The organism is Actinomyces sp. oral taxon 175 str. F0384, from assembly GCF_000223355.1.
GTDB lineage: Bacteria > Actinomycetota > Actinomycetes > Actinomycetales > Actinomycetaceae > Actinomyces > Actinomyces oris.
Genome location: NZ_AFUR01000006.1, coordinates 486,615 through 510,978 on the forward strand (window position 1 = coordinate 486,615; position 24,364 = coordinate 510,978).

Genomic DNA, 24,364 nt, shown 5'->3' on the forward strand with positions numbered 1-24,364 from the left:
GCGGGCACTCCCCCTCAGTGCCGGGAGGCGCGGACCTCGAGCTCCTCGCGCAGGCGCAGCCCGCCGCTGAGCAGCCAGCGCACCGGCGCCTGCCACGGGGCGTTGTAGACGCCGTTGAGGTAGTGGCGGGCGGAGGCGTGGTGCGCCCGGATCATCTTCTCGGGGCGGGTCTTCCAGCTGGCCCCCTGCTCGTGGACGACGACGGAGTCCGACACTTGCACGTTGAGCCAGCCGGCCCGTCCGACCCGCTCCCCTAGGTCCACGTCCTCGAAGAACATGAAGTAGTCGTCGTCGAAGCCCTCCAGGCGCCTCCAGGCGGCGGCGGGCAGCAGTAGGCAGGCCCCCGAGAGCCAGCCCACCGTCCGCGATCCGCCCGAGCCGCCCTGATCGGCGGTGTGATAGGCGGCGGAGAAGGGGTTGGCCGGCCACATCCGGCCCAGGACGGCGTGCCCGGCACCCTTGACCAAGGAGGGCAGGGCGCGTCCGGAGGGGTAGACGGTGCCGTCGGGGTTGAGCAGAAGGGGCCCCAGGCAGCCGGCCGCCGGGTTGGCCAGGCCCGCATCAATGAGGACGTCGAGGCTCCCGGGCCTCCAGACGAGATCGGGGTTGGCCACCACGATCCAGTCCTCCTCCAGATCCGCGGCCGCCAGGTTGGCGCCCGCCCCGTAACCGAGGTTGGTGCCGTCCCCGACGACGCGCGCCCCGTGCCGCTGAGCAGCAGCAGTGACGACGTCGTGCTCGGTGCCGTTGTCCGCGATGACGACGACGAGCCTGCGCGCCGTCGCCGTGGCCAAGGAGGCCAGGAAGCGCTCCAGCTCCTCACCCGGGTTGAAGGCGACCGTCACCACTCGCACGCTCTGCTCATCGGGTGCGAGGGCCCGACCCTCCGAGCGCTCCCCTACCTGATCCGGAGCACTGACGGGAGCGGCCGAGGCACTGGTCGGCGTGGGTTTGGCAACACTGGTCACGGACAGAGCCTAGCCCTGTTACCCGTGTGAGGGGCTTCACCCAGCATTGGGTAAATCTCATGTAACAGGTGTAGGCAGACCCATATGGTTTAGCAGTCTCGTTCCCTATGATCGCTTCCGTGCCTCAGTTCAGTAAGCCGAATGCGCGACACTCCTCCAAGGAACTCGGACGCCGCCTGGCCCGGCGAGTGGGACTCAGCCTGCTCGCGGTGACGATCTTCGTCGTCTCCGCCGCGGGCTTCGCGTGGCACAACATCCAGTCGCGGATCGCCTGGTTCAACATCGACAGCCTTCTGACCGAGGAGGACCGGCCCGGCACGAAGCCGCCGGACAGCTACGAGGGCCGAGCCGTCAACCTCCTGATCCTGGGCACCGACTCGCGCGCGGGGAACAACAACGTCGACGGCTCGCAGGGCGACGACGAGGTCTCCGTGGCCCGCTCCGACACGGCGCTGGTCATGCACATCTCGGCTGATCGCACGCGCGTCGACGCCGTGTCCATCCCCCGCGACACCCTGGTCGACATCCCCGAGTGCACGACCCTCGACGGCGGGAAGACCGACGCCAGCGAGGACGCACCGTTCAACTCCGCCTTCGCCAACGGAGCCGGCAGCAGCAGCGACGACAAGAAGGCCGTTGCCTCCGGAGCCGCCTGCACCCTCAAGACCGTGGAGAAGCTGACGCACGTGCGTATCGACGACTTCGTCGTCGTCGACTTCTCAGGCCTGTCCAAGGTGGTCGACTCCCTCGGCGGCGTCCACGTACAGGTCGATGAGGCCATTGACGACTCCGAGTACACCGGTTTCAAGCTCGATGAGGGCTGCCAGAAGCTGAACGGCGAGAACGCCCTGCAGTACGCCCGCGTCCGGCACGGGGTGAGCGACGGCTCGGATCTCTCCCGTATCACCCGTCAGCAGAACCTCATGCGAGCCATGGCCTCCAAGGCGCTGTCCTCCAGCCTCCTGACGCAGTCCGGCTTCCTGACCTCCACCCTGGAAACCCTCACCACGTCCGAGCGCATCGGTCAGATCGGCAACCTGTCGGGCCTGGCTTACTCCATCCAGGGCGTGGGCGTCGACAAGATCAACTTCGTCACCATGCCGAACCAGCCCGCAGACAACCCGAACCAGGTGGTCCCCGCCGAGGGCGCCAAGAAGGTCTGGAAGGCCCTCGAGGACGACAAGCCCATCCCCTCCGACACCTCGGCACCCGCCTCGTCGGACTCGAGCGCCACCGCGGACGGCTCCGCCTCGGAGAACACTGACGAGTCCTCGGAGTCCTCCGAGCCCTCCCAGCCCACCCCGACGCCGGCTCCGTCCACCCAGGCGCCCAAGGCGAGCACCCCCCAGCAGCAACCCGCCGCGAAGCCGACCACCTCTGCCTGCCCCGCCTGAGGCAGAATCAGTGGTGTGACTCCGACAGACGACTCACTACCGCCCTCGATCACCCCCGGCTCCAGCGGAGGCAGGCCTCAACGCAGGCAGCGTCCCATCGATGCTGTCAACCAGCGCAGCCGCGAGCGCGGGGAGGCGTCCGGCGGCGAGGCAGTCGCCCAGCCCACTGACGTTGCCGGTGGCGCCCCGCGCCGCCCGTCATCAACCGCCGCCCGCCGCCCCCAGCGACACTCGGTCCTGGGCCGTCAGGACGGCGACCAGCCGGCCTCGGCTCAGCCCGCCTCCGCGCGAGAGGGGCAGCAGCCGCCGTCGGTCCAGCCCCGTCGCCCCTCCGCCCCGTCTCAACGGGGCAGCCACGCCCGGACCGGGTCGAGTGCGATCCCCCTGAAAGCGGACACCGACGGAGGCAGCGGCACAGCCGGGCCGGAGCGCACGCAGGCCTTACCCGTGCGGCGCGGAACCTACCCCGTGGGCTCCGCGGGCCGGCAGTCGCCGCAGGAGCCCGCTGCAGGTGGACCCTCACTCACGCCCCAGCGTCCGCAGCGGCCGCAGCGCACCCGTCCCAGGTGGCGCCGGATCGTGGGCTGGACGGTCGTCGTCATCGTTGTCGTCCTGGCTCTCATCGCAGCGCGGGTCGCCTGGCTGTGGAACGACGTCTCCTCCCAGCTCCATCGCGTCGACGCATTGTCCGGGGCGGCGGACACTCCGGGCGAGACCTGGCTCATCGTGGGCTCGGACGCGCGCGGAGGTGCTGTCCAGGACGAGACCGAGGGGGCGCGCGCCGACTCCGTCATGCTGCTGCACAAGGCGGAGAACGGACAGACGAGCCTGACCTCCCTGCCTCGCGACACCTTCGTGGACATCCCCGAGTACGGGGAGAACAAGATCAACGCCGCCTACTCCTTCGGCGGCCCCAAGCTGCTGGTCCAGACCGTGGAGAAGCTCTCCGGGCTGACCGTGGACCACTATGTGGAGGTCGGCATGACCGGGGTGTCCCAGATGGTCGACGCCGTCGGCGGGGTCAACGTCTGCCTGGACTACGACGTCGCCGATGAGGACTCCGGCCTGGTCTGGGACACCTCTCAGGGCACGTGTCAGACGGTGGACGGGACGAAGGCGCTGGCCTACTCCCGGATGCGAAAGTCGGACCCGACAGGTGACGTGGGTCGCGGTCAGCGCCAGCGCGCCGTCATCTCCGCAGTGGTCTCCAAGGCGGCAGCGCCGTCCACCGCCTTCTCCTTCTCCCGGCAGGACGCGCTGGTCGACGCCGGTACGAACGCGCTCACGGTGGATCGCAGCGCCGGCACCATGAGCATCGCCCAGATGGTGCTGGCCTTCCGCTCCGCCTCCAATGGCGGCCTGACCGGGGCCCCGCCCATTGAGGATCCCGCCTACTCCCCTGAGGACGCCGACATCGGCGAAACGGTGCTGCTGCGGGACACGACCGCACCGGACTTCTTCTCCAAGCTGCGCGACGGGAAGCTGACGGCGGCGGACTTCAACCAGTCCTGACGCTCAGTCACCGAAGACGAACACGTGCGGGCCGGTTCCCCGGGAGAGGGGGAACCGGCCCGCACGCCGTGGTGTTGGGACCGCTCAGCCGAAGTGGGGCCGGTTGGGGTCGGCCTGCCAGGAGGTGTAGGAGGAGGCGACGATGTCGTCCAGGTCGTGCTCGGCCCTCCATCCCAGGACCTCGCCGATGCGGGTGGCGTTGCCGATGAGCTGGGGCGGGTCGCCGGCGCGGCGGGCGAGCTCCTCGGGCTCCAGGTCCAGGCCCGTGGAGGCGATGACCTTGGAGACGACCTCCCGCACCGAGGCGCCCTGGCCGGTGCCGACGTTGAAGACGTGCTCGGCCATCTCCTGGCCGCCGGCCAGGTAGTCCAGGGCGGCGATGTGGGCGACCGCCAGGTCCTTGACGTGGATGTAGTCGCGCACGCAGGTGCCGTCGGGGGTGGGGTAGTCGGTTCCGAAGATCTTGGGGGTCTCGCCCTTGGCGAGGCGGTCGAGGACCATGGGGATGAGGTTGAGGGTGGCCATGTCGCCCAGGTCGTCCCAGCCGGCTCCGGCGACGTTGAAGTAGCGCAGGCCGGCCCAGCGCAGTCCCCAGGCCTTCTCGGCGTCGGCCATCATCCACTCCCCGATGAGCTTGGTCTCTCCGTAGGGGTTGATGGGACGGCAGTCGATGTCCTCGGGAACGACCTCCACCGGAGGCATGCCGTAGACGGCGGCCGAGGAGGAGAAGATCATCTGCTTGACGCCGGCGGTCTCCATGGCCAGCAGCATGTTGGCCAGGCCGCCGACGTTCTGCTGGTAGTACCAGGCGGGGCGCTCGACGGACTCGCCCACCTGCTTGCGAGCGGCGAAGTGGATGACGGCGGTGACGCCGTGCGAGTCCATGACCTCGGCGAGGGTCTGTGGGGCCTGGCCGCTGGCGACGTCGAGCTCGACGAGGGAGGCCCCCTTGACTCGCTCCGGCGTCCCGTAGGACAGGTCATCGACGACGACGACCTCCTCCCCGCGCTCGAGGAGAAGTCGGACCACGTGCGCGCCGATGTAGCCGGCGCCTCCAGCAACGAGAATGCTCATGCCCCCAGTCTACCCACGCTCGCTCAGAAACGAACAGAAACGAACGCGAGATCCACGCGTCAGCACATTCCTCACCCAACACCCCGCACACCGGTGTACACTGACACCACAACACCCCCCAGGCCTCTCGCTCGCCAGAGCACGCCCAAATCGGGGGGTTTTTACACGCCAACACCTTACCATTGGAGGATGAATCCTCCAGGTCAACGTTACGATAAACCAGCACTCGACGAGAACGAGCTCATTGAGCGCTACATTGAACGCGGACTCATCATCACGGACCGGAATCGCGCCGCCAGATACCTCCGACACATCGGATACTATCGGCTCTCTCCCTACACAATCCCCTTCCAAGCCGACCGAACCACCCACTCCTTCAAGTCGGGCACCACCTTCGACGACATCCTCTATATCTACGTGTTCGATCGCCAGCTGCGCCTCATGACAATGGACGCCCTTGAACGCGTCGAGGTCACGGTGCGCGCCGCAGTGTCCAACACAATGTCAATACACGGCGAAGGCGGAGCCTTCTGGTACCACAACGCCTCCAACTATCAAAGCCGAAAAGGATACTCCACAACGATTGAACGCATCGAAGCCCTGACAGAACGCGAACGACAGCGCACTCCTTCAGATCGCGGCGAACAGGCGGATCACCTCCACTACCCTGATGCCCTCTCGCACTACCTCGCCACCTACTCGTCTCCAGAGACACCACCGTCTTGGCTGGTCATCGAGCTGCTCACCGCCGGCGAGCTTCATCACCTTTACGCCAACCTGACCCTCAGGTATCGCAAGAAAATTGCAAGAGAGCTCAACCTCCCTGACCAGGTACTGCAGTCCTGGCTCAAGACCTACGTGAGGGTGCGCAACATCTGCGCCCACCACGGACGTCTCTGGAACAGGTTCCTCGGCGTATATCCAGCGATCTCCAGAAGCCCGACCGTCCGCTGGCTCACCGATCGCAGCACCTTTGATACCGGCAATCCAAGAGCTCTAGAACGAAAGAGACTCTACCCCGTTCTCGTCTCTCTTCAGTCGATCTTGTTCACCATCAGCCCGCACTCGACGTGGGCCCTGAGGCTGCACTCTCTTTTAGGCGAATATCAACGCATCCCACTGAATGCCCTGGGAATGAAAGCCGACTGGGACGCCGATGAGTTCTGGCAAGAGGCCTTCACGGCCGGCTCCTGACACAGCCAGCGACCTTCGCACTCGTCCCGCAAACGGTTGATCGTCAATCCTGCAGCCGCTCGCGCAGGGCGGCGCCCTTGGCATGGGCGACCTCGCTGAGGTCTGCCTGGAAGGCCCGCATGGCGGCGCCCAGGCGGGCGGCCTCCGGCCCCTGGCCGGAGGCGAGGATACGCACCGCCAGCAACCCGGCATTACGGGCCCCGCCGATGGAGACGGTGGCCACCGGGACCCCAGCGGGCATCTGCACGATGGACAACAGGGAGTCCATGCCGTCGAGGTACTTCAGCGGCACCGGCACCCCGATCACCGGCAGCTCGGTGACGGCCGCCAGCATCCCGGGCAGGTGAGCCGCTCCCCCGGCGCCTGCGATGATGACGCGCAGCCCCCGCTCAGCAGCGGCGCGCCCGTAGTCGATCATCTCGGTGGGCATGCGGTGGGCGGAGACGACGTCGGCCTCGTAGGCCACCTTGAACTCGTCGAGGACCTCGGCGGCGGCCCCCATGACCGGCCAGTCCGAGTCCGACCCCATGACGATGCCGACCACCGGCCGCCCCGCGTCCTGCGTGCCCGTCGTCGTTGCGCTGAGCTCACTCATGAAATGTCCTCCCTGTCGTGTCCTGCGTGCTGCGGTCTGGATGCGTCCGGCTCAGGCGTCCCCGCGCAGGATGGCAACGGCCCCGCGCGCCTGCTCGACGACGTCGGCGACCTCCTGGTCCGGACCGACAGTCATGGTGACGTGCCCGAGCTTGCGGCCCGCTCGCCACTGCTTGCCGTAGAGGTGGATACGGGCCTCGGGGTGCGCAGCCATGGCCCGGGCCAGGGCGTCGGGTCCCGGCTCGCGACGGCCGCCAATGAGGTTGACCATGACGGTGGTGGGCGCCGTGGCCTCCGTGGCACCCAGCGGCAGGTCGAGAACCGCCCGCAGGTGCTGGGCGAACTGGCTGGTGACAGACCCGTCCTGGGTCCAGTGCCCGGAGTTGTGGGGACGCATCGCCAGCTCGTTGACGTACAGGCGCGTGGGCTCCCCGAAGGTCTCCACGGCGAAGAGCTCAACGGCGAGCACCCCGGTCACCCCGGCGCGCTCAGCGATCGTGCGGCCGATGAGCTCGGCCTCCTCGACGGCGGCCGAGTCGAGACCGGGCGCCGGCGCCAGGACCTCGGCGCACATGCCGTCCTCCTGGACCGTCTGGGTCACCGGCCACACCGCGACCTGCCCGCTGGGGGTGCGGGCCAGCAGGACAGCGAGCTCGCGAGTGAAGGGGATCGCCTGCTCCACCAGGAGACTGGTCACCGCCGCACCTCCGAGGCTGCCTCCCCCTCCGGCCCCGCGGCCGTCGCCCTGGCCCGCTCGGGCGCGCGCCACCGAGGCGATCCAGTCGGCCGCCTCGCCCTGGCGCAGGGACTCGGCGCTGCGCACCAGCAGCACCCCGTGGCCGTCATAGCCTCCACGCGGCGTCTTGAGGACCACGGGCCAGCCGTGCTCGGCGGCGAAGGCATCGATGGCATCGACCATCTGCTCGGCGCTCTCCTGCTGCGGCCCGCCGACCTCCGCCCAGGCGGGCTGCGGGAGCCCGGCCTCACTCATCATCCGCCGCATGGCGAGCTTGTCGCGGGCCAGAGTCAGGGCCTGCGGGGTGGGCTGGACACTGACCCCCTCGGCCTGGAGCCTCTCCAGAAGGGCCGAGTCCTGGTGCTCGTGCTCGAAGGTGAGGACCGAGGCCGGCCCACCTGCGGGCCCGTCACTACCGTCCCCGGTGACGACGGCGCGTACGGCAGCCTCGTCGTCGGCGGCTCCGACGGGGGCGTCCGGGGTCACCTGTCCGGTGGACCCGTCCGCGGCCTCCACCAGCGCCCTGAGGTGAATCCCCAGAGCACTGGCCTCCTCCTGCATCATGCGGGCCAGCTGCCCGCCTCCGATCACGGCAACGATGGGTGCGCTCACACCCCAAGGCTACCCGCATGTCGCTCATCCTCACCGCGCACGGGTCCAGACCGTAGGGTGGGGGCCGTGACCCCACCCGTCTCAGAGTCCTCCGCGTCCTCCAGCGCCCGGCATGCCCCGCCCTCATCTTCGACGCACGGCGCCGCCTCGGGGCCGCACCACTGGCTCCAGGTCCTGGCGGTCTGGGCCGCAGCGAGCGCTGTGTCCCTCCTCATCCTGCGGCTGGGCGCCCAGGACACGCCCGCCACCCCGTGGGCCGGGGCCGCACCGTCCTGGGAGGAGCACCTGCGCTTCTGGGACTCGGGCTGGTACAACCGGATCGTCGAGGAGGGCTACCCGGAGCGGCTGCCCGTGGGCGGCGACGGACGGGTGGTTCAGAACACCTGGGCCTTCATGCCGCTGCTGAGCGCCGCGGCCTCCCTGCTGGGCTGGACCGGCTGGTCCTTCTACGTGCGCGCCGCCCTCGTATCGGTCCTGGCCTCGGCGGCGGCGGCGGTCGTCATGGACCGCTGGCTCTCACCGGTGGCGGGCAGGCGGGCCTCCCTGTGGGCGGTGGCCCTGGTCTGGTCCTCGCCGTGCGCCGCGGCCCTCCAGGTCCCCTACGCCGAGTCCCTGGGGCTGGTGCTGGTGGGTCTGACGCTGTGGCTGGCGAGCCGCGGGCGGTCACTGACGGCGATTCCCCTGGCGCTGGCGGCCTGCTTCGCCCGCCCCATCGGTGTCCCGCTGGGGGCGGCGCTGGGGCTGTGGTGGGCCTGGGAGGTGGCCTGCGCCCGCGGCTGGGTCCCGCCCACCTGGTTCGCGCGTCTGGTGCCCGGCCACGCCCCGCAGGCGCCGGGCGCACGCCTGCGACTGCTGGTGCTGGCCCTGCTCACCTGCTCGGCGGCCCTGAGCTGGCCGGTCATCGCCTGGCTGGTCACGGGCCGCCAGGACGCCTACACGGCCACTGAGACCTCCTGGCGTGGGGCGGACCTGGCGCCCGTCGTGCAGTGGGCGATCCGCCTGGGCGACTGGGTGGGCCCGCACCTGGGTCCGGCCCTGCTGGCCGTTGTGCTGGTCGCGGTGGGCCTGCTGCTGAGCGCCCCGAGCCTGCGGGCCCTGGGGCCCGCGGTCTGGTTCTGGTGCCTGGGCTACCTGCTCTACCTCCTGGTCTTCTTCGATCCGACGACGTCGGTGCTGCGCCTCCTGCTGCCCCTGGCCCCAGCGGGCTGGGCGCTGGCCGTGGCGGCCGGCACCACCCGCCGGCGGCTGGCCCTGCTGGCGGCGGGCATCGCCGGCCAGCTGCTGTGGGTCTCGTGGGTGTGGGACCTGGGCAGCGTCAGTGTTCACTGGGTGCCGTGAGCGGCCCCGGTTTGCGTGACCTGACTGTGATCGGCATAGGATGCCCGCCATGACGCGCTCCTCCGGCAACTCCTTGACCCAGAGGCTCATCGCCCTCGTCAAGGAGTTCATGCAGTTCGGCATGGTGGGCGCTGCGGCCTACGTGATCGACGTCGGCCTGTTCAACCTGCTCCAGCACGGCCCCACCGGTGTCCTCTCCGGTCACCCCAACTCCGCCCAGCTGCTGGCCTCCTCGACGGCGACCGTCTTCTCGTGGATCGCGAACCGCTACTGGACCTACCGGGGCCGGACCCAGAAGAACGTCGCCCGCGAGGCCACGCTGTTCGTCCTGGCCAACCTGGGCGGTATCGCCATCACACAGTTCTGCCTGCTGTTCACCCATCACGTCCTGGGGCTGACCTCCCCGCTGGCGGACAATGTCGCTGCCTACGTCGTCGGTTTCAGCCTGGGGACAGCATTCCGCTTCGTCTTCTACCACTACATCGTCTTCACCGGGCACAAGGACCGCTCCCCCGGCGACGACGACACCGATAGCACCGGCCCCCAGGGACGGCCCGACAGCGGCACTGAGTCCCCGGCCGTTCCCATCTCGGTTCGTCCCTGACGCCCGAGAGGACCGACCCGGTTGGCCGCACCCTTCGGGGTGCCCGATGCCACAGCCTGGAGGGGATCGCTCTCACGGCATGGCCGGCGGGGCAGCGTTTAGCCTTGCACGGTGACTGCCCTGAACGCCTTCGCACCGGCGCTGAACCTGCCCACAGCCCTCCCCTCCGTCCGCGCACCGATGCTCGGCCCCGAGTGGCTCGACGCCGCCAACCTCATCACGACCATCGTCAAGTGGTTCGGCCCCTGGGCCATCCTCGGCGTCATGCTCGTCATCTTCGCCGAGACCGGCCTGCTCATCGGCTTCTTCCTGCCGGGCGACTCCTTGCTCTTCACGCTGGGGATGTTCGTGGGCACCGGCGCCGTCGGCGTACACATCTGGGTGGCGGCCCCCCTCGTGTGGCTCGCGGCCGTCGCCGGCAACCAGACCGGCTACCTCATCGGCCGCAAGGCGGGGCCGGCGATCTTCAACAAGCCCGACTCCCGTCTGTTCAAGCAGGAGTACGTGGAGCGCACCTCGGAGTTCTTCGAGCGTCACGGCGGCAAGGCCGTCACCCTGGCCCAGTTCGTGCCGATCGTGCGTACCTTCACGCCCGTCATCGCCGGCGTCGGCAAGATGCGCTACCGCCACTTCATCACCTTCAACATCCTGGGCGCCACCTTCTGGGCCTTCGGCATCACCTGGCTGGGCTACTTCCTGGGATCCTTCGAGTGGATCCGGGAGAACATCGACACGATGATCCTCGTCATCGTCTTCATCTCGGTGGCGCCGATGCTCGCCTCCGCCATCTCAAAGGTCATCAAGTCCCGCCGCCAGAACTCCTGACGCCACTGCCCTCACCTCGCCGTCGCGCGAGGGTTCAGCGGCGGCTCAGAAGCGACGACGCCGGCCCACCGAGACCAGCGCGCCCTGCGGCAGTACGTTGTTGGGGTCCAGGGACTTGGGGACGGCGTTGAGCAGGATGGAGAAGACGGCCGGGCTGCGCTGGGACAGCTCGATGCGGCCGCCGTCGGCCTCGATGAGGTCCTTGGCCAGGGCCAGCCCAACGCCGGTGGAGCCGTAGCCGGAGACGTGCCGCTCGAAGACGTGCGGTGCGATGTCCTCAGCCACGCCCTCGCCCTCGTCGGCGATGTCGATGAAGACCGCGTGACCGCCGTTGGCCCCGCGCACACTCACCGAGGTCGTCCCGGCCCCGTAGCGCAGGGAGTTCTCGATGACGGTGGCCAGCACTTGGGCCAGGGACCCGGGCGTGGCCAGGACCGGGTGGCTGATCTCGTCGGAGAAGGTGATGGTGCGCCCGGCCTGCTCGAAGGCCGGCTCCCACTCCTCGCGCTGCTGAGCGAAGATGTCCTTGAGGTGAAGCGCCTCCGTGGTCCCGCCTCCGGAGCGGCGCGAGACCTTGAGCAGGTCCTCGACGACGCCGGTGAGCCTCTCGACCTGCTCCAGGCAGGCGTGGGCCTCGGCACGCACCTCCTCCTCACCGGCGAGCAGCTCGATCTCCTCCAGGCGCAGCGACAGGCTGGTCAGCGGTGTGCGCAGCTGGTGGGAGGCATCGGAGGCGAACTGCCGCTCAGCGGCGATGCGTCCGGCCACGCGCTCGGCCGAACGCACCAGCTCGGCCTGGACCAGGTCGATCTCCTCGATCCCCGAGGAGCGCAGCCTCGGGCGGACCTGGCCGCTGCCGAGCTGCTCGGCCTCGGCGGCCAGGTAGATGAGCGGGGCCGAGATGCGCCTGGACACCCGGGAGGCCACCACGGAGGCCGCCGTGAGCGCGGTACCGGTGAGCACCAGAACCGTGAGGATGACCGTGCCGATGATGACGACCCGGTCGCCGCTTCCGGCGGAGCGCAACGCGCTGGCGATCCAGGCGCCCCCCAGCGGCAGTCCCAACAGGAGGACGGCCACCGACACCGCCGACATCGTCATCGTCATGGCGTAACGACGCATGGCAAGCCCTCCTTCAGCCCCGATCAGCTCATCGAGGCGCCTTGGGAACCCAGCACTCCTCTCGGGAAGCCCTCCCGGTCAGCGACTCAGCCGGCGGTCAGGAGGTAACCATCCTCCTGGGCCAGCAGAAGCGCAGGCCGCTCCTCATCGTCACCGAGCTTGCGACGCAGCCAGGTCACGTGCATCTGGAGGGTCTGGGGACTCCCGGTGGGGTCCTCACCCCAGACCTCCTTGAGGATGTCCTCACCGGAGGCGACCTTGCCGCCGGCGCGCACCAGGACCCGGAGCAGCTCGAACTCCCGGGTCGTCAGCTGCAGCTCGCGCGAGCCGACGAAGGCCCGGTGAGCGGCGACGTCGACCCGGATCTCCCCGACGCTCAGCTCGTCCTCAGTGGCCTCCCCCGAGGCGCGGCGGACCTGTGCCCGCACGCGAGCCAGCAGCTCGGCCAGGCGGAAGGGCTTGGTGACGTAGTCATCAGCCCCGGCGTCCAGACCGACGACGAGGTCGGAGTCCTCACTGCGGGCGGTGAGCATGAGGATCGGGATCGTCAGCCCCTGGGCCCGCACCTGACGGGCCACGTCCAGGCCGTCGATGTCCGGCAGTCCCAGGTCCAGGACGATGATGTCGGCGGCCGAGACCTCCTCGAGGGCGCCTTTACCGGTGCCGTGGGTCAGGACCTCATAGCCCTCGCGTCCGAAGGCGCGGGCGAGGGGCTCGGAGATGGCAGGATCGTCTTCGACGAGCAGAACAGTTGTCACATCCGCGATGTTAGGTGACGACGCACCCCTCCGCCATCGTCTCAGAGGTGGAGAAGATATCAAGACGTGACCACCTCCGAGGCATCGGCTCCCCGAGCCTCCTGCAGCCAGACCACGTTTCGGCGAGGATACCGCGGAAAACCCCAGGATCGACCAGCCCCTTCACGAGCCGAAGGGACAGAAAATCACGAGATGGTAACGGAACGAGGAGTTCGACTCAGGGGCGGGTCGGCGAGGTCCGCTCCAGCGACCAGGGCACGATCTGCCCCAGCCCCTTGGCCACGACCTCATGGCACTGCCCCACCCGGTACCGCCCCGCCTCGGGCGAGCGGAGAATGGCCATGGCGGTGCACTCGTCCAGGCGGATGCCGCCGGGCTCGGCCGCGTCCACGAGCCGGGAAGCCAGGTTGACGGTGGGACCGAAGACGTCGCCGGAGCGGGAGATGACCCGCCCCTCGACGAGGCTGGCCCGCACCCGGATCGCATCCGGCCCCTTCTGGAGCTCTTCGACTAAGGCGGTGACGACGTCGGCGGCGATCAGCAGGTCGTCGGAGATGTACATGACGGCGTCCCCGATCGTCTTGACCACCCGCGCGCCCCGCGAGGTGATGACGTCCCGGGCCGTGTTCTCGAAGTCCTCGAGCATGTGGGTCAGGGCGGCCTTGCTCATGCCCTGAGCGCGCTGGGTGAACGAGACGATGTCAACGAAGCCCAGGGAGCGGATGAGCGGGTAGAGGTCGGGGCCGGTGTCCTCCCTGCCCCGGGTCGCCACCTCCGCATCGGTGCGCCCCAGGATGGAGGCCATGTGACGGCGCCACACGTAGGTCAGCTGGCGCGACAGGAGCTCCACGAGGCCGTCGATGCGGTCGAGGGCCACCAGCCGTGCGGCAGTGTCATCCAGCCCGAGACGCTCACTGAGGTCCGTGACGAAGGTCTCCAGCTCCCACAGGACCAGGCGGTCCATGGTGTAGGACTGGGCTCTGAGGAGCTCGAGCGCGCTGGCCGCCGCCAGGGAGGAGTCACTGGTCTCATCCAGCAGCGCCACGGTGTCTTGAAGTGCGGCAACATCCTGGTCAGTGAAGCGGACCTCATCGGGCTGGACATCGGCGAAGCCCATGGCGCGCCAGAACTTCTGCGCCACCTCCATACTGGTTCCAGCCCGCTGAGCCAGCTCGGCCAGGGTGAGGCTGGGGGGCGCCCCCAGCAGCAGGCTCTCGTGTCCCACCAAGGTGGTTCTCTCCGCGGGGTCCACCTCAGCAGCGGCCTCACCCTCGACACGATGCACACCCTGGTGAGCCATCTGCTGAGGGACACCCCCGCGGGAGTCCGGTGCGAGCCCCTCGCTCGCTTGGCTGTCTAATGTCACCCTGCCACAGTAGCGCAGATCACACGCTCATGCCCATAGGGCGACAGAACGCATTCACCAGCAACGAGTTCATGATTCTCACGACCCTCTCAGCCCTCCATTCGCACGAGGGTCACATCGCCGGCACGAACCTCGGTGTCACCGGCCTGGGTGCGCAGCACGAGGGCGGGGGTGACATCAACAGCCAGCCCACCGAGCTCACCGTCAGGAGCCTGGACACTGACCTGCTTCCCCAGAGTGGTCAGCGCCTCGCGCAGCCGGTGCCCGAGAGCGCCGCCTGATGCGTCGACATTCCCGCCAACCTCCTCCCACTGCCCGACGAGCCGGGCCAGGTGGTGGCCGATCGCCGTAAGAACGATCTCCACGGCGTCTTCCGGATCGGGTCCGCTCCCCGTACCGACCGCGCCCAGCGTGCGCAGGGAGCCGGCCCAGGGCACCGGCAGCTCCTCAGCCGCCTGCCCGATGTTGACGCCGATTCCGAGGATGACCATGGGCGCCTCATCGCGGTCGGCAGGAACCGTGCCTGGAGCGAGGACGCGGGCGGCACCCCCTGCGGCGGCTTCCGGCATGATGAGCTCACTGAGGACGCCGGCGATCTTGCGTGTGCCGGCCCAGCCGGGCACTGCGGGCACGGCCGCCGGGTCATCGGGAAGGGCGACGACGTCGTTGGGCCATTTGGTCCCCACACGCCAGGGCAGGTCCTCGACGAGGGGGGCCAGAGCGTCCCGGACGGCCAGGCCGCCCAGCAGCGGCAGCCAGCCCAGGCACCGGGCGGGGACGAGGGGCCTGAGCACCACGGAGACCAGGAGGGCCCCTCCGTCGTCGGGGGTGACCCAGGCGCGCCCGGACCTCCCTCTTCCGGCGGTCTGAGCGAGTGCTCGCAGTGCCGACAGGTGCGGCCAGGACGCCCGCTCAGGTCCCGTGAGGGCCGCGCGCAGGTCGTCCTGGGTGGATCCGGTGACGGGAACGGTGTCGAGACGCGAGAAGGGGCTTCCGCCTGAGATCATGATCCGAGACTACCGGCCCGTATAGTCTGGCGACGTGATTCTCCTGGCTTCGAAGTCATCCGGCCGACTGGCCACCCTGCGAGCCGCAGGGGTCGAGCCGTTGGTGCGGGTCTCCGACGTCGACGAGGAGGCCGTGCTCGACGAGCTGATCCGACGGCGCCGCGAGGCCGGGCTAGCGGCCCCGACCGCCGCCGAGCAGGTCCAGGCCCTGGCTCGGGCCAAGGCCCTCGACGTCATGGCGTCCACCGACCCGCAGGAGGCCGAGGTGGTCGTGGGCTGCGACTCCATGCTGGAGATCTCCGGCCAGGTCGTCGGAAAGCCCATCGACGCCGCCGATGCCCATGAGCGCTGGCGGATGATGAGCGGGAGCACCGGCACCCTGCACACGGGGCACTTCCTGGTGCGCACCGCCGACGGCGCCATCGCCGAGGGGGTCAGCTCGGCCACCATCCGCTTCGGCTCCCCGTCCCAGGCTGAGATCGAGGCTTACGTCGCCAGCGGGGAACCGCTGTCGTGCGCCGGAGCCTTCACCATTGACGGCCTGGGCGGCGCCTTCATCGAGGGGATTGACGGCGACCCTCACGGAGTCGTCGGCATCTCCCTGCCGTTGCTGCGCCGCCTTCTGGCGAACCTGGACGTGGTCTGGACAGACTTGTGGGCGCCGCCACCGATGACAAGACCGGCTGACGACGCCCACTGATCGCGCAGGAGCCTCAGGAGGCCGAGGCCGCCGAGAGCCCACAGGAGGAGTCCGGGGCCTGGGCGATGACCCTCATGAGCTCGGCCAGGGCGACCTGCTGCTCACGACTGAGACGGTCGACGACATGGCGGCGTACGCCGTCGAGGTGCACCGGAGCCGCCTCTCGCAGGAAGCTGAGGCCCTGCGGCGTCAGCGTGCAGTTGACGCCGCGACGGTCGGAGTCACAGGAGCTGCGCTCGACGTACCCCACGTTCTCCAGGCGTCGGACCGTGTGGGTCAGCCGTGAGCGGGAGTGCGAGACGTGCTCGGCGAGAGTGGACATGCGCAGAGTCTGCTCAGGAGCCTCGGACAGGCGCACCAGGATCTCGTACTCGTGCATGGAGATGCCGCACCCGGCCTCGAGCTCACGATTGAGACGGGCGGTGACGGAGGTGGAGGCCGCCAGGAAGGAGCGCCAGGCATCCATCTCGATCTCGTCGAGCCGACGGAAGCCCTTCTGCTCCAAGGAGTCGCTCTGGCCGCAGCCACCGGCCGACTCCAGACCGTCCTCGGGAGATCCCGCAGCCCCGGCCAGTTCTTGGCCGTAGGTGGCCTCAACGGCTTCCTGATCGCTCTGAGTCCACGTCATCTCGACATCCTCGACGCAGGCCGTCGGTTCCACCATCGTCCGCTCTGCGGTAATCACCTTGATCGACTCCTCTCAGCACCGACCTGTGGCAGGTCGCGAACCCTCGAGCACGAACTTGTTGATCGACTTTGGCTTTCATACAAGCACGGCTCCACTTCTTTTTTATCACACTCGGTCGGAGACTCAGCACTCCACCGCAGTGACCCACAACATCAGGCAACCTCGGAAACACAGGCAACCCCTCCACTTTTCGTTGATACTGAGCGGATCTCGGAGATCCACTTCTGTGCAGGAAAACAATTCAGGCACTGACTTCATGTCACCTGACATACATCAGTTTGACATCCCAAATACCCACCTTTGTTACGCCATCATCCCCACCTACCGATGATTGGCCGGGGGTCATAATTCATTTTCACGTCCTCGCGTCACTTCCTTCAAGGAAGTAATGAATCTCCGTCAGAATTCCCTCCAGTAAGCGATCACTATTCCTTCATGTACCGATAGGGAGACAACCTGGATTCCGCACCGTCTCCGGGTGGCGTTGACGGGACGGATGGAATCACTGGCGGCGCAGGACGGGACGCCTGCCCTGAGTGATGTCTCCGCCGACAGGATCGACGGCGAGCATCGCCCACGACTCCTCCGCGCCGCACTCGGGGGCCGGGACATCAGCAGAACCAATGAATACGAGGCCGACCTGCCGTGAAGGCGAAGGCTGGACCAGGGCGAGACTGATCGCTCCGAGGAGCAAGCCGTGAGCGACGACCTCGCCGGAGCCGGCCGACAGACCCGCCTCAGCCGCCCTTCCGGGCAGGAGATGGATGGGGTTCCGGTCTCCGCTGGCCTGTGCCCAGGAGACCACAGCGGAGTCAGTGAGCCGGTAGAACACGCAGCCCGCCGGCGTATCAAATCCGGCCCCCGGGGCCGGGAGTGCACCGTTTTCGACGGCGTCCGGCCCGGGCGGCGACGTCCGGCGGGCGAGATCATGGGTCACCCGCCAGTACCGCCCCTCCACCGGCACCTCGACCGTCGCCTGGATGAGCTCCCACCCGGCGCGCTCGACCTGCCGGATCGAGACTCCATCGGCCGCGGCCGGCCCCGGGGCGACCCCGCCACCCGTGGGGCTCGCACTCATCCGGCAACGGCGGTGCACCAGGCCCTCCCAGGCGGCCTCTCCCCGGCAGTCCCGCAGCCGGCTTTGGAGCCGGTGCAGGGCCTGCACAGCGGGGAGGATCGCCGTCGCTCCCCGCCGGGCCTGGCGGTGAGCCTCGCGGTCGGACAGTCCGGAGGAGCCGGTTGCGAGCACCCCACTCAGGACTGCTGCGAGCCGCTCGACGGCGTCGTCACAGGAGCTGAGACCGTTCACCCTCACGATGCTAGGCACCCGCTTCGCGGAGACGACGAAGCCCCGCCGACGTCATGTCGACGGGGCTCGCTACCCGGCCGCGACCGGGATCGCTGTGCGATGCTCAGCGGGTCTCGCGGTGCTCGGTGTGCTTGCCGCAGCGAGCACAGAACTTGGCGATGCTGAGACGGTCGGGGGTGTTCCGACGGTTCTTCTTGGTGATGTAGTTGCGCTCCTTGCACTCCGAGCAGGCCAGAGTGATCTTGGGGCGAACGTCGGCGGACTTGCTGGCCACGTTTGTCTCCTCGTGTCGATCCTCGAGCATGCGACGGAACGCTGTACTCGAAAGCTTGCGTAGCGGGGGAGGGACTCGAACCCTCGACCTCACGATTATGAGTCGTGCGCTCTAACCAGCTGAGCTACCTCGCCATAGGAACACAATGGGGGCCAGTGGCCCCCGCTGTGAGAGCCCCGAAAGGGAATCGAACCCTTGACCTTCTCCTTACCATGGAGACGCTCTGCCGACTGAGCTATCGGGGCAACGAGCCGAATCCTAGGCAGATTCGAATCGCTCTGGCAATTCGTTCCGCCGTGGCTTCGCTCACTGCGGCCCTCACCGGATGGCGAGGTGCGATCACGAGTGATCGCCGTGGCGGGTGAGGGATTCGAACCCCCGTAGCATTACGCGGCTGATTTACAGTCAGCTCCCATTGGCCGCTCGGGCAACCCGCCTTGGCTCCGCGCTCCGACCTCTCGGCCATCGCTTGGCGCCGTGGAAGAATAGCAAGGCAGCGGCGCGAAACGCCAATCGCCCCCGTAGGACCCTCCTCACAGAACAACCCACCTAGACTCGGGGCGACTGAAGTCCCCACCCCGGAAAGGACTGCCGCCATGGCCAACGACTCCTCCTTCGACGTCGTCTCCCGTCTCGACCGTCAGGAGGTGGACAACGCCGTCAACCAGTGCGCCAAGGAGATCTCCCAGCGCTACGACTTCCGCGGCGTTGACGCCTCCGTGAGCCTGTCGGGCGACACCATCACCCTGGAGGCCAACACGGCCGAACGGGTCCTGGCGATCCTGGACGTCCTGGAGTCCAAGCTCTTCCGCCGCGGCGTCTCCCTCAAGGCCCTGGACCTGGGGGACAAGGAGCCGCGCCCCTCGGGCAAGATCTACCGTCTGGCCTGCCCGCTGCGTGAGGGACTCACCCAGGAGGTGGCCAAGAAGATCACCAAGGCGATCCGTGACGAGGGCCCCAAGAGCGTCAAGGCCACGATCCAGGGCGATGAGGTGCGCGTGACCTCCAAGTCCCGCGACGACCTCCAGACGGTGATCGCCCTGCTGAAGAACCTCGACGTCGACGCCGCCCTCCAGTTCGTCAACTACCGCTGAGCGGTGCTCGCCCCCGGCGACTAGGCCGACAGCAGTGTCAGGACGGCCTTGACGCGGCGATGGACGGCGGCGTCGGGCAGCAGGCCGAGCTTGGCAAAGATCCGCTGGGTGTGCTTCTCCACCGCCCCCTCGGTGACCACCATGATCTTGGCGATGCCGGCGTTGGTGTGGCCCTCGGCCATGAGGGCCAGGACCTCCCGCTCGCGGGGCGTGAGCTCGGTGAGCGGGTCATCGCGCCGGCCTCGCTGGAGGACCTGGGAGACGACGTCGGGGTCCAGGACGAGCTCGCCGCGCGCCACCCGCTCGACCGCGCCGAGGAAGGCGTCGATGTCGCCGACCCGGTCCTTGAGGAGGTAGCCCAGGGCGCCGCCGCCGTCGGCCAGGAGCTCGGGCAGGTAGCCGGCGACGACGTACTGGCTCAGCAGCAGGATGGGTGCCCCCGGCCACTGGGCACGGATGCGGGTGGTGGCCCGCAGGCCCTCGTCGGTGTGGGAGGGCGGCATGCGGATGTCGGCGACGACGACGTCGGGCCGCAGCCGCAGGGCCTCGCTCACGAGGGCCTCACCGTCCCCCACTCCCCCGACGACCTCGTGGCCGCCGTCGGCCAGGATGAGTGCCAGTCCCTCGCGCAGGAGGACGGAGTCATCAGCGATCAGAACGCGCACGGGATTCTTGCCTCCAGTGTGGTCGGTCCGCCGGTCGGGGACGTGATGAGGAGCCTACCGTCGACCCCGTTGAGGCGCTCGACCAGGCCGGCCAGGCCATGTCCTTTGGCGGTCGAGGCCCCTCCGATGCCGTTGTCACTGATCCTCACGAGCAGGGCGCCGTCAACGATACGGGCATCGACGCCGGCGGCCGTGGCCCCGGAGTGCTTGTTGAGGTTGGCCAGCGCCTCACTGACCACGAAGTAGGCGGCCTGGGAGACGTGGTCGGGCAGGTCGGGCAGCTCGGTGCTCACGGTGACGGGGACGGAGGAGCGGGTGGCGGCCTCGGTGATGGCGGCCGCCAGGCCACGGTCGATGAGGACAGGTGGGGCGATGCCGCGGGAGAGCTGGCGCAGCTCGTCGAGAGTCTGCTGGGTCTGCTCCATGGCGCCCTGGATGATGGCCGACGCGGCCGCCGGGTCCTTCTCGGCCTGCCGATGGGCACGGGCCAGGTCCATGCGCAGCCGCACAAGGCGCTGCTGGGGGCCGTCGTGGATGTCGCGCTCCAGGCGGCGGCGGGTGTCGGCCTCGGCGCGCTGGACGGCGGCCCGGGAGGTCTGGAGGCGACTGACCTCGCTGCGCCAGGAGAGCATGGCGCGGATGAGACCCGTCTGCATGGCGGCCAGGCCCCGCAGGACGGCGGGGGCGGTCAGGGAGAAGACGATGCCGCAGGTGAGGTTGAAAGCGATGTCCCAGAACAGCTCCGGCTGCAGGCCCAGAAGATGAGCCAGTCCCTGACGCTGCCCCACGGCCGGATCGAGGACCAGGTCGAGGGTGATGTCGGCAATGGGGGCCAGGAGACCTGCCACGGCCAGGGCCAGCCACACGACGCTGATGACCCAGGTGATGAGGGAGACCGGGAAGTAGATGACGGCCCACAGCAGGTCCATCCAGCGCTGGGGGTCGCGCAGGCTCCGGAAGAGCCGACGATGCACGGAGGCTCCCGGGTCGGGCTCGAGGTATCCGCCGGGCACCGGCTCGCGTCCGTCCACGCGCGCCATGGAGAGGCGGGCGATGTTGGCGAAGCCCCCGGCGATGCTCAGGTCGATGATGAGCACCAGCAGCCCGACCCAGATGATGGTGGTGACCACACCGAGGGCGGTCAGCGGCACGATGACGCAGAAGGCGAGCAGGCTCAGTGGCCCGCTGAGGAGGAGGAAGGCGGCGTCCCTGCCGAGCTGGCGGTAGCGCGCGGCCCATGCTGATCTGTTCATGCCTCATATCCTCCTCAGGGCCGGAATCGCGCCCAATCCTGCCACCTGGCGGGGCCGTGGTGGGGCTAGCCCGACACTGCCGTGATGCGGGCGGCTCAGCCACCGAGTCGGGCGGTCAGGCTGCGGGCGAGATCGTCGGCCCATCTGCCGTAGCGGGCCTCGCCGGGGCGGCTGAGGCAGTACAGGAGGTTGCCCAGGCGGTCGAGGAGCTCGTAGGCCTCGCGGCGTTCCAGCAGCCGTTGCAGGTCGGCGGCACCCGTGTCCTGCGCAAGCCGCGAGCGCCGCGAGTACCGCGAATATTCAGTGACGAAGGCGGTGACGTCGTCGGGCGTCATGGGCAGGTACCAGGGCCCGCCGGTCACCCGGCCCCCGATGAGGGCCAGGTCCTTGGCGGTGTCGCCGGGCCCGGACCACTCGAAGTCGATGAGTCGCGGCAGGCCATCGGGGCCGAGGATGACATTGGGGGCGACGGCGTCGCCGTGGATGAGTCGGTGGGTGGGGACCGCCTCGAAGGCCGGGGCGAGGCGGTCGAGCTCACGGCGCCAGGCAGGCAGGAGCGGGCGGACGCGGGGGTCGGTGAGGGTCTGCGGATGATGCTCTCCCCACCAGGTCACCAGCTCCTCCCCCTGTTCGTCGGCGCTCGGCACGAAGGCGGCCGACGGCGCGGGGGCGGTAGCGGTGGCGAGGGCCTCGTGCAGGCGGGCGATCTGGTGGGCGAGGGCGGTGGCGAACCGCGGGTTCCAGTCGGCGGTGCGCAGGGCCCGACCGGGGACGTGGGTGGTCACCATGTAGGGGGTGCCAAGCGGGTTGTCGCTGCCGGACTCCAGGGCGACGGCACTGGGTCCCAGCTCGGGCGGGACGCGTCTGAGAACCTCGAACTCGGCCTGCATGGAGCGGGGCAGGTCATGGGGCGGGCGTCGTGGAAGGCGCAGGACCCGGGACTGCTCCCCGGAGCCGACTCGCCAGGCGGTGTAGCTCTCACCGGTCCCCAGCCGCTCGACCGGTCCGGTCGTCACACCGCGCAATTCGCCGGCGTCGACGGCGGCCCTGATGCGTGGGGTGATGTCGTCGTCGGTTCCAGTGGGAGGTGGAGTGTCCACTCCCCTGTCCACCGTCATCGGGTTCCATCCGCGAGGCCGAGGTCGACGATGGCCCGGGCGGCCTCGGTGACGGTGAGCCGGGCGGTGTCGAGGCGGAGGTCGGCCTCGGGCCAAGGGACGTAATCACGGTGCGTGATCTCCTGCCACCCCGGCAGCTCGAGTCCCTTGATGTCGCTCACCCGCTGCTGGGCGCGGCGCCGATGCTCGGCCTCATCGGAGCAGATGAGCTCGACGGCGAGAAACCGGGCGCCCAGGTCTGAGGCTGTCTCCTCCCACAGGCGGCGGGTGAGGGGCAGCGGGTTGACGCACTCGACCAGGACGTCCCCGCCCGAGTCCAGGACGTCCCGGGCCACAGCGGCAGCCACGTAGTATCCGGCGCCCGCGGGCATGCCGGGGAGCATCTCACCGCTGTCCCGCAGAGCCTGCTCGATGGAGTCGATGCGCAACCAGGTCGGTGGTCGACTCCGCGGCCGCGCCTCGGCCCGCAGGCGCAGGACCTCCCGGCACACGGCGGTCTTGCCGACTGCCGGTAGCCCGCCGACGACGGTCAGTGGCACTGTCAGTACCCGGCCATCTGCTCGAGGCGGGCGATGCGCTTGTCCATGGGCGGGTGGGTGGCGAAGAGGTTGCGTAGGCTCCCGAAGGGGTTGGCGATCATCATGGAGGAGACCGGTTCGAGGCGTGGGTCCTGCCCCATGGGCACGCGTGAGATTCCGGACTCGAGCTTGCTGAGCGCGCTGGCCAGGGCGAGCGGGTCCTGGGTGAGCTCGGCGCCGTCGTGGTCGGCGTCGTACTCGCGGGTGCGGGAGATGGCGAACTGGGTGATGGCGGCAGCCAGGGGCGCCAGGAGGGCCAGCAGCAGGACGGCGATGATGTTGCCGCCGTCCCGGTCGCGCCGGTTGCCGCCGCCGAACCACATGGCCATGGTGACCATGGAGGAGATGACGCCGGCGATGCCCGCGGCCACCGAGGAGGTGAGGATGTCGCGGTTGTAGACGTGGGAGAGCTCGTGGCCCAGGACGCCGCGCAGCTCGCGCTCGTTGAGGAGCTGGAGGATGCCCTGCGTGCAGCACACGGCGGCGTGCGAGGGACTGCGGCCGGTGGCGAATGCGTTGGGGCTCATCGTGGGGGCCACGTAGAGGCGCGGCATGGGCTGGCCGGCAGCGGCGGAGAGCTCACGCACGATGGCGTACATCTGGGGCTGCTGGGCCTCGGTGACCTCGATGGCGCCCATGGAGCGCACCGCGATCTTGTCGGAGTTCCAGAAGCCGAGGGCGGTCTGCACCAGGCCGATGACCGGAGCGATGACCAGCCAGATGGCGGAGCCGGTCCCCCGGGCCAGCACGTAGCCGAGCAGGAGAAGCAGGCTCCACATGCCGCCCAGAAGGACGGCGGTCTTGAGACCGTTGTAGTGGTGAGTCCTTGTCATGGGTGGAGACTATGGGATGAACCTGTGTCTGACCTATGCCATCGGCACGTGCAGCCATTGACGGATCGAGGAATAACGGGGCGGCTCCGCACGGCTCAGTCGCGCCGGACCACTCGCGCGGTGATGAGGCCGCAGTCCAGGCAGCTCAGGGTGTCGCGGAAGTCGTCGGGGTCGAAGGTGGTTCCCGGCGCCTCACGCGCGAGGGTCCAGTACTCCCCCGTCGAGTCCTGGACCGCGTACCCGGTGTCGCGGAAGCCGGAGCGCTCGTAGAAGGAGAACCGACGGCGTCGCTGCTCGGCGTTGTCGGCCTCGGCGATGACGGGCTCGATGTCCAGGACGATGGTGCAGCCGGGGTGACGGCGCTCGAGCTCGGCCAGGAGACGGGTGCCCACCCCGCGGCCGCGTGCGGCGTCGTCGACGGCGAGGTAGAAGAGGAAGAGCAGGCGGGAGCCGGGGCGACGCACGGTCCAGGTCAGGGCGACAGGATCCGGGCGGGCCGCACGGGTCGGTCCGACGGGCTGGTCCCACCAGGCGACGAGGTCGACGCCGCGGCGCAGGCTGAGCACGTGGATGAGCGCCCAGGGAATGCGCTCATCCTCGGGGAAGGCACGCAGGTAGAGGTCACGCGCCCAGCGGTTGGTTCCGCTGGCGAAGCGGATGCGGCGGGTTCTCATCGGGCTTCTTCCTCTCCGTGTCGGTGACGATGCCCGTCCGGCATCGGCCGCGGGGACCGGTGCCGGACGGGTCA

General features: G+C 69.1%; 25 protein-coding genes and 3 tRNA genes. 8 read left to right on the top strand and 20 right to left on the bottom strand.

From position 1 onward, the window contains the following. Positions 1 to 14: 14 nt before the first annotated feature. Complete coding sequence (locus HMPREF9058_RS10590) at positions 15 to 968, bottom strand: glycosyltransferase (protein WP_139019022.1); 954 nt, start codon at positions 966 to 968, stop codon at positions 15 to 17. A gap of 119 nt (positions 969 to 1,087) precedes the next feature. On the opposite strand from HMPREF9058_RS10590, the gene HMPREF9058_RS10595 reads away from it, so the two are divergent. Together HMPREF9058_RS10595 and HMPREF9058_RS13865 are read left to right on the top strand one after the other, a co-directional pair. Then, positions 1,088 to 2,362 (top strand): LCP family protein, encoded by a 1,275-nt coding sequence (locus HMPREF9058_RS10595; protein WP_009407228.1) that lies wholly within the window; start codon positions 1,088 to 1,090, stop codon positions 2,360 to 2,362. A gap of 15 nt (positions 2,363 to 2,377) precedes the next feature. Then, positions 2,378 to 3,874, top strand: a complete 1,497-nt coding sequence (locus HMPREF9058_RS13865; RefSeq protein ID WP_009407294.1) for an LCP family protein — start codon at positions 2,378 to 2,380, stop codon at positions 3,872 to 3,874. A gap of 84 nt (positions 3,875 to 3,958) precedes the next feature. Here the strand turns inward: HMPREF9058_RS13865 and galE are convergent, their stop codons facing one another. Next, the gene (gene galE / locus HMPREF9058_RS10605; protein ID WP_003787093.1) at positions 3,959 to 4,948 is read right to left on the bottom strand and encodes a UDP-glucose 4-epimerase GalE; all 990 of its coding nucleotides are present in this window, start codon (positions 4,946 to 4,948) and stop codon (positions 3,959 to 3,961) included. A gap of 189 nt (positions 4,949 to 5,137) precedes the next feature. Between galE and HMPREF9058_RS10610 the strand changes: the two genes are divergently transcribed. Beyond that, a complete protein-coding gene (locus HMPREF9058_RS10610) occupies positions 5,138 to 6,142 on the top strand; it encodes an Abi family protein (protein WP_009407215.1) in 1,005 nt (334 codons plus the stop codon). A 43-nt stretch (positions 6,143 to 6,185) separates the two neighbouring features. Here the strand turns inward: HMPREF9058_RS10610 and purE are convergent, their stop codons facing one another. After that, the gene (purE, locus tag HMPREF9058_RS10615) at positions 6,186 to 6,737 is read right to left on the bottom strand and encodes a 5-(carboxyamino)imidazole ribonucleotide mutase (RefSeq protein ID WP_009747952.1); all 552 of its coding nucleotides are present in this window, start codon (positions 6,735 to 6,737) and stop codon (positions 6,186 to 6,188) included. A gap of 51 nt (positions 6,738 to 6,788) precedes the next feature. After that, entirely contained in the window at positions 6,789 to 8,084 is a 1,296-nt protein-coding gene (locus tag HMPREF9058_RS10620) for a 5-(carboxyamino)imidazole ribonucleotide synthase (RefSeq protein WP_009407027.1), read from the bottom strand. Positions 8,085 to 8,150: 66 nt separating this feature from the next. On the opposite strand from HMPREF9058_RS10620, the gene HMPREF9058_RS10625 reads away from it, so the two are divergent. From HMPREF9058_RS10625 to HMPREF9058_RS10635, 3 genes are all read left to right on the top strand, one after another. Next, positions 8,151 to 9,422, top strand: a complete 1,272-nt coding sequence (locus tag HMPREF9058_RS10625) for a hypothetical protein (RefSeq protein WP_009747832.1) — start codon at positions 8,151 to 8,153, stop codon at positions 9,420 to 9,422. A 40-nt stretch (positions 9,423 to 9,462) separates the two neighbouring features. Further along, positions 9,463 to 10,026 (top strand): GtrA family protein, encoded by a 564-nt coding sequence (locus tag HMPREF9058_RS10630; protein WP_043538178.1) that lies wholly within the window; start codon positions 9,463 to 9,465, stop codon positions 10,024 to 10,026. Positions 10,027 to 10,137: 111 nt separating this feature from the next. Next, complete coding sequence (locus HMPREF9058_RS10635) at positions 10,138 to 10,851, top strand: VTT domain-containing protein (RefSeq protein WP_009747741.1); 714 nt, start codon at positions 10,138 to 10,140, stop codon at positions 10,849 to 10,851. A 45-nt stretch (positions 10,852 to 10,896) separates the two neighbouring features. On the opposite strand, the gene HMPREF9058_RS10640 is transcribed toward HMPREF9058_RS10635, so the two are convergent. From HMPREF9058_RS10640 to HMPREF9058_RS10655, 4 genes are all read right to left on the bottom strand, one after another. After that, a complete protein-coding gene (locus HMPREF9058_RS10640) occupies positions 10,897 to 11,973 on the bottom strand; it encodes a sensor histidine kinase KdpD (RefSeq protein ID WP_003787099.1) in 1,077 nt (358 codons plus the stop codon). A gap of 86 nt (positions 11,974 to 12,059) precedes the next feature. Then, on the bottom strand, positions 12,060 to 12,731 hold the full coding sequence (locus HMPREF9058_RS10645; protein ID WP_009406998.1) for a response regulator transcription factor: 672 nt from the start codon (positions 12,729 to 12,731) through the stop codon (positions 12,060 to 12,062). A gap of 217 nt (positions 12,732 to 12,948) precedes the next feature. Continuing rightward, a complete protein-coding gene (locus HMPREF9058_RS10650; protein ID WP_043538180.1) occupies positions 12,949 to 14,097 on the bottom strand; it encodes an adenylate/guanylate cyclase domain-containing protein in 1,149 nt (382 codons plus the stop codon). 89 nt (positions 14,098 to 14,186) lie between these two features. Next, positions 14,187 to 15,104, bottom strand: coding sequence for a biotin--[acetyl-CoA-carboxylase] ligase (locus HMPREF9058_RS10655; RefSeq protein WP_009407190.1), 918 nt, complete (start codon positions 15,102 to 15,104; stop codon positions 14,187 to 14,189). A gap of 34 nt (positions 15,105 to 15,138) precedes the next feature. Here HMPREF9058_RS10655 and HMPREF9058_RS10660 point away from each other — a divergent pair, with 34 nt between their 5' ends. Beyond that, entirely contained in the window at positions 15,139 to 15,804 is a 666-nt protein-coding gene (locus HMPREF9058_RS10660) for a nucleoside triphosphate pyrophosphatase (protein WP_009407281.1), read from the top strand. Positions 15,805 to 15,817: 13 nt separating this feature from the next. Here HMPREF9058_RS10660 and HMPREF9058_RS10665 read toward each other — a convergent pair whose 3' ends face one another. The 6 genes from HMPREF9058_RS10665 to HMPREF9058_RS10690 form a co-directional block, all read right to left on the bottom strand. Then, on the bottom strand, positions 15,818 to 16,489 hold the full coding sequence (locus HMPREF9058_RS10665) for a MarR family winged helix-turn-helix transcriptional regulator (RefSeq protein ID WP_009747778.1): 672 nt from the start codon (positions 16,487 to 16,489) through the stop codon (positions 15,818 to 15,820). Positions 16,490 to 16,994: 505 nt separating this feature from the next. Continuing rightward, positions 16,995 to 17,801 (bottom strand): MaoC/PaaZ C-terminal domain-containing protein, encoded by an 807-nt coding sequence (locus HMPREF9058_RS10670; RefSeq protein WP_009407402.1) that lies wholly within the window; start codon positions 17,799 to 17,801, stop codon positions 16,995 to 16,997. A 103-nt stretch (positions 17,802 to 17,904) separates the two neighbouring features. Then, positions 17,905 to 18,075: a 50S ribosomal protein L33 gene (gene rpmG, locus HMPREF9058_RS10675; protein WP_003779904.1), complete on the bottom strand. Its 171-nt coding sequence runs from the start codon at positions 18,073 to 18,075 to the stop codon at positions 17,905 to 17,907. A 60-nt stretch (positions 18,076 to 18,135) separates the two neighbouring features. Further along, a tRNA-Met gene (locus HMPREF9058_RS10680) sits at positions 18,136 to 18,209 on the bottom strand. 38 nt (positions 18,210 to 18,247) lie between these two features. Then, a tRNA-Thr gene (locus HMPREF9058_RS10685) sits at positions 18,248 to 18,320 on the bottom strand. A gap of 110 nt (positions 18,321 to 18,430) precedes the next feature. Continuing rightward, a tRNA-Tyr gene (locus tag HMPREF9058_RS10690) sits at positions 18,431 to 18,512 on the bottom strand. 159 nt (positions 18,513 to 18,671) lie between these two features. Here HMPREF9058_RS10690 and HMPREF9058_RS10695 point away from each other — a divergent pair. Then, positions 18,672 to 19,169 carry a YajQ family cyclic di-GMP-binding protein gene (locus HMPREF9058_RS10695; RefSeq protein ID WP_003787109.1) on the top strand — a complete coding sequence of 166 codons (498 nt, stop codon included), beginning with the start codon at positions 18,672 to 18,674 and terminating at the stop codon, positions 19,167 to 19,169. Positions 19,170 to 19,189: 20 nt separating this feature from the next. On the opposite strand, the gene HMPREF9058_RS10700 is transcribed toward HMPREF9058_RS10695, so the two are convergent. From HMPREF9058_RS10700 to HMPREF9058_RS10725, 6 genes are all read right to left on the bottom strand, one after another. Further along, the gene (locus HMPREF9058_RS10700; RefSeq protein WP_009747718.1) at positions 19,190 to 19,834 is read right to left on the bottom strand and encodes a response regulator transcription factor; all 645 of its coding nucleotides are present in this window, start codon (positions 19,832 to 19,834) and stop codon (positions 19,190 to 19,192) included. Next, positions 19,822 to 21,087 (bottom strand): sensor histidine kinase, encoded by a 1,266-nt coding sequence (locus tag HMPREF9058_RS10705; RefSeq protein WP_009407341.1) that lies wholly within the window; start codon positions 21,085 to 21,087, stop codon positions 19,822 to 19,824. The genes HMPREF9058_RS10700 and HMPREF9058_RS10705 overlap by 13 nt, the downstream gene beginning before the upstream one ends. Before the next feature lie 95 nt (positions 21,088 to 21,182). Then, positions 21,183 to 22,187: a phosphotransferase family protein gene (locus HMPREF9058_RS10710; protein ID WP_254654131.1), complete on the bottom strand. Its 1,005-nt coding sequence runs from the start codon at positions 22,185 to 22,187 to the stop codon at positions 21,183 to 21,185. Positions 22,188 to 22,201: 14 nt separating this feature from the next. Continuing rightward, a complete protein-coding gene (locus HMPREF9058_RS10715) occupies positions 22,202 to 22,744 on the bottom strand; it encodes an ATPase AAA (RefSeq protein ID WP_009747798.1) in 543 nt (180 codons plus the stop codon). 2 nt (positions 22,745 to 22,746) lie between these two features. Further along, positions 22,747 to 23,616, bottom strand: coding sequence for a zinc metalloprotease HtpX (htpX, locus tag HMPREF9058_RS10720; RefSeq protein WP_009407174.1), 870 nt, complete (start codon positions 23,614 to 23,616; stop codon positions 22,747 to 22,749). Positions 23,617 to 23,711: 95 nt separating this feature from the next. Next, positions 23,712 to 24,290: an N-acetyltransferase gene (locus HMPREF9058_RS10725; RefSeq protein WP_009407115.1), complete on the bottom strand. Its 579-nt coding sequence runs from the start codon at positions 24,288 to 24,290 to the stop codon at positions 23,712 to 23,714. Positions 24,291 to 24,364 lie beyond the last annotated feature (74 nt).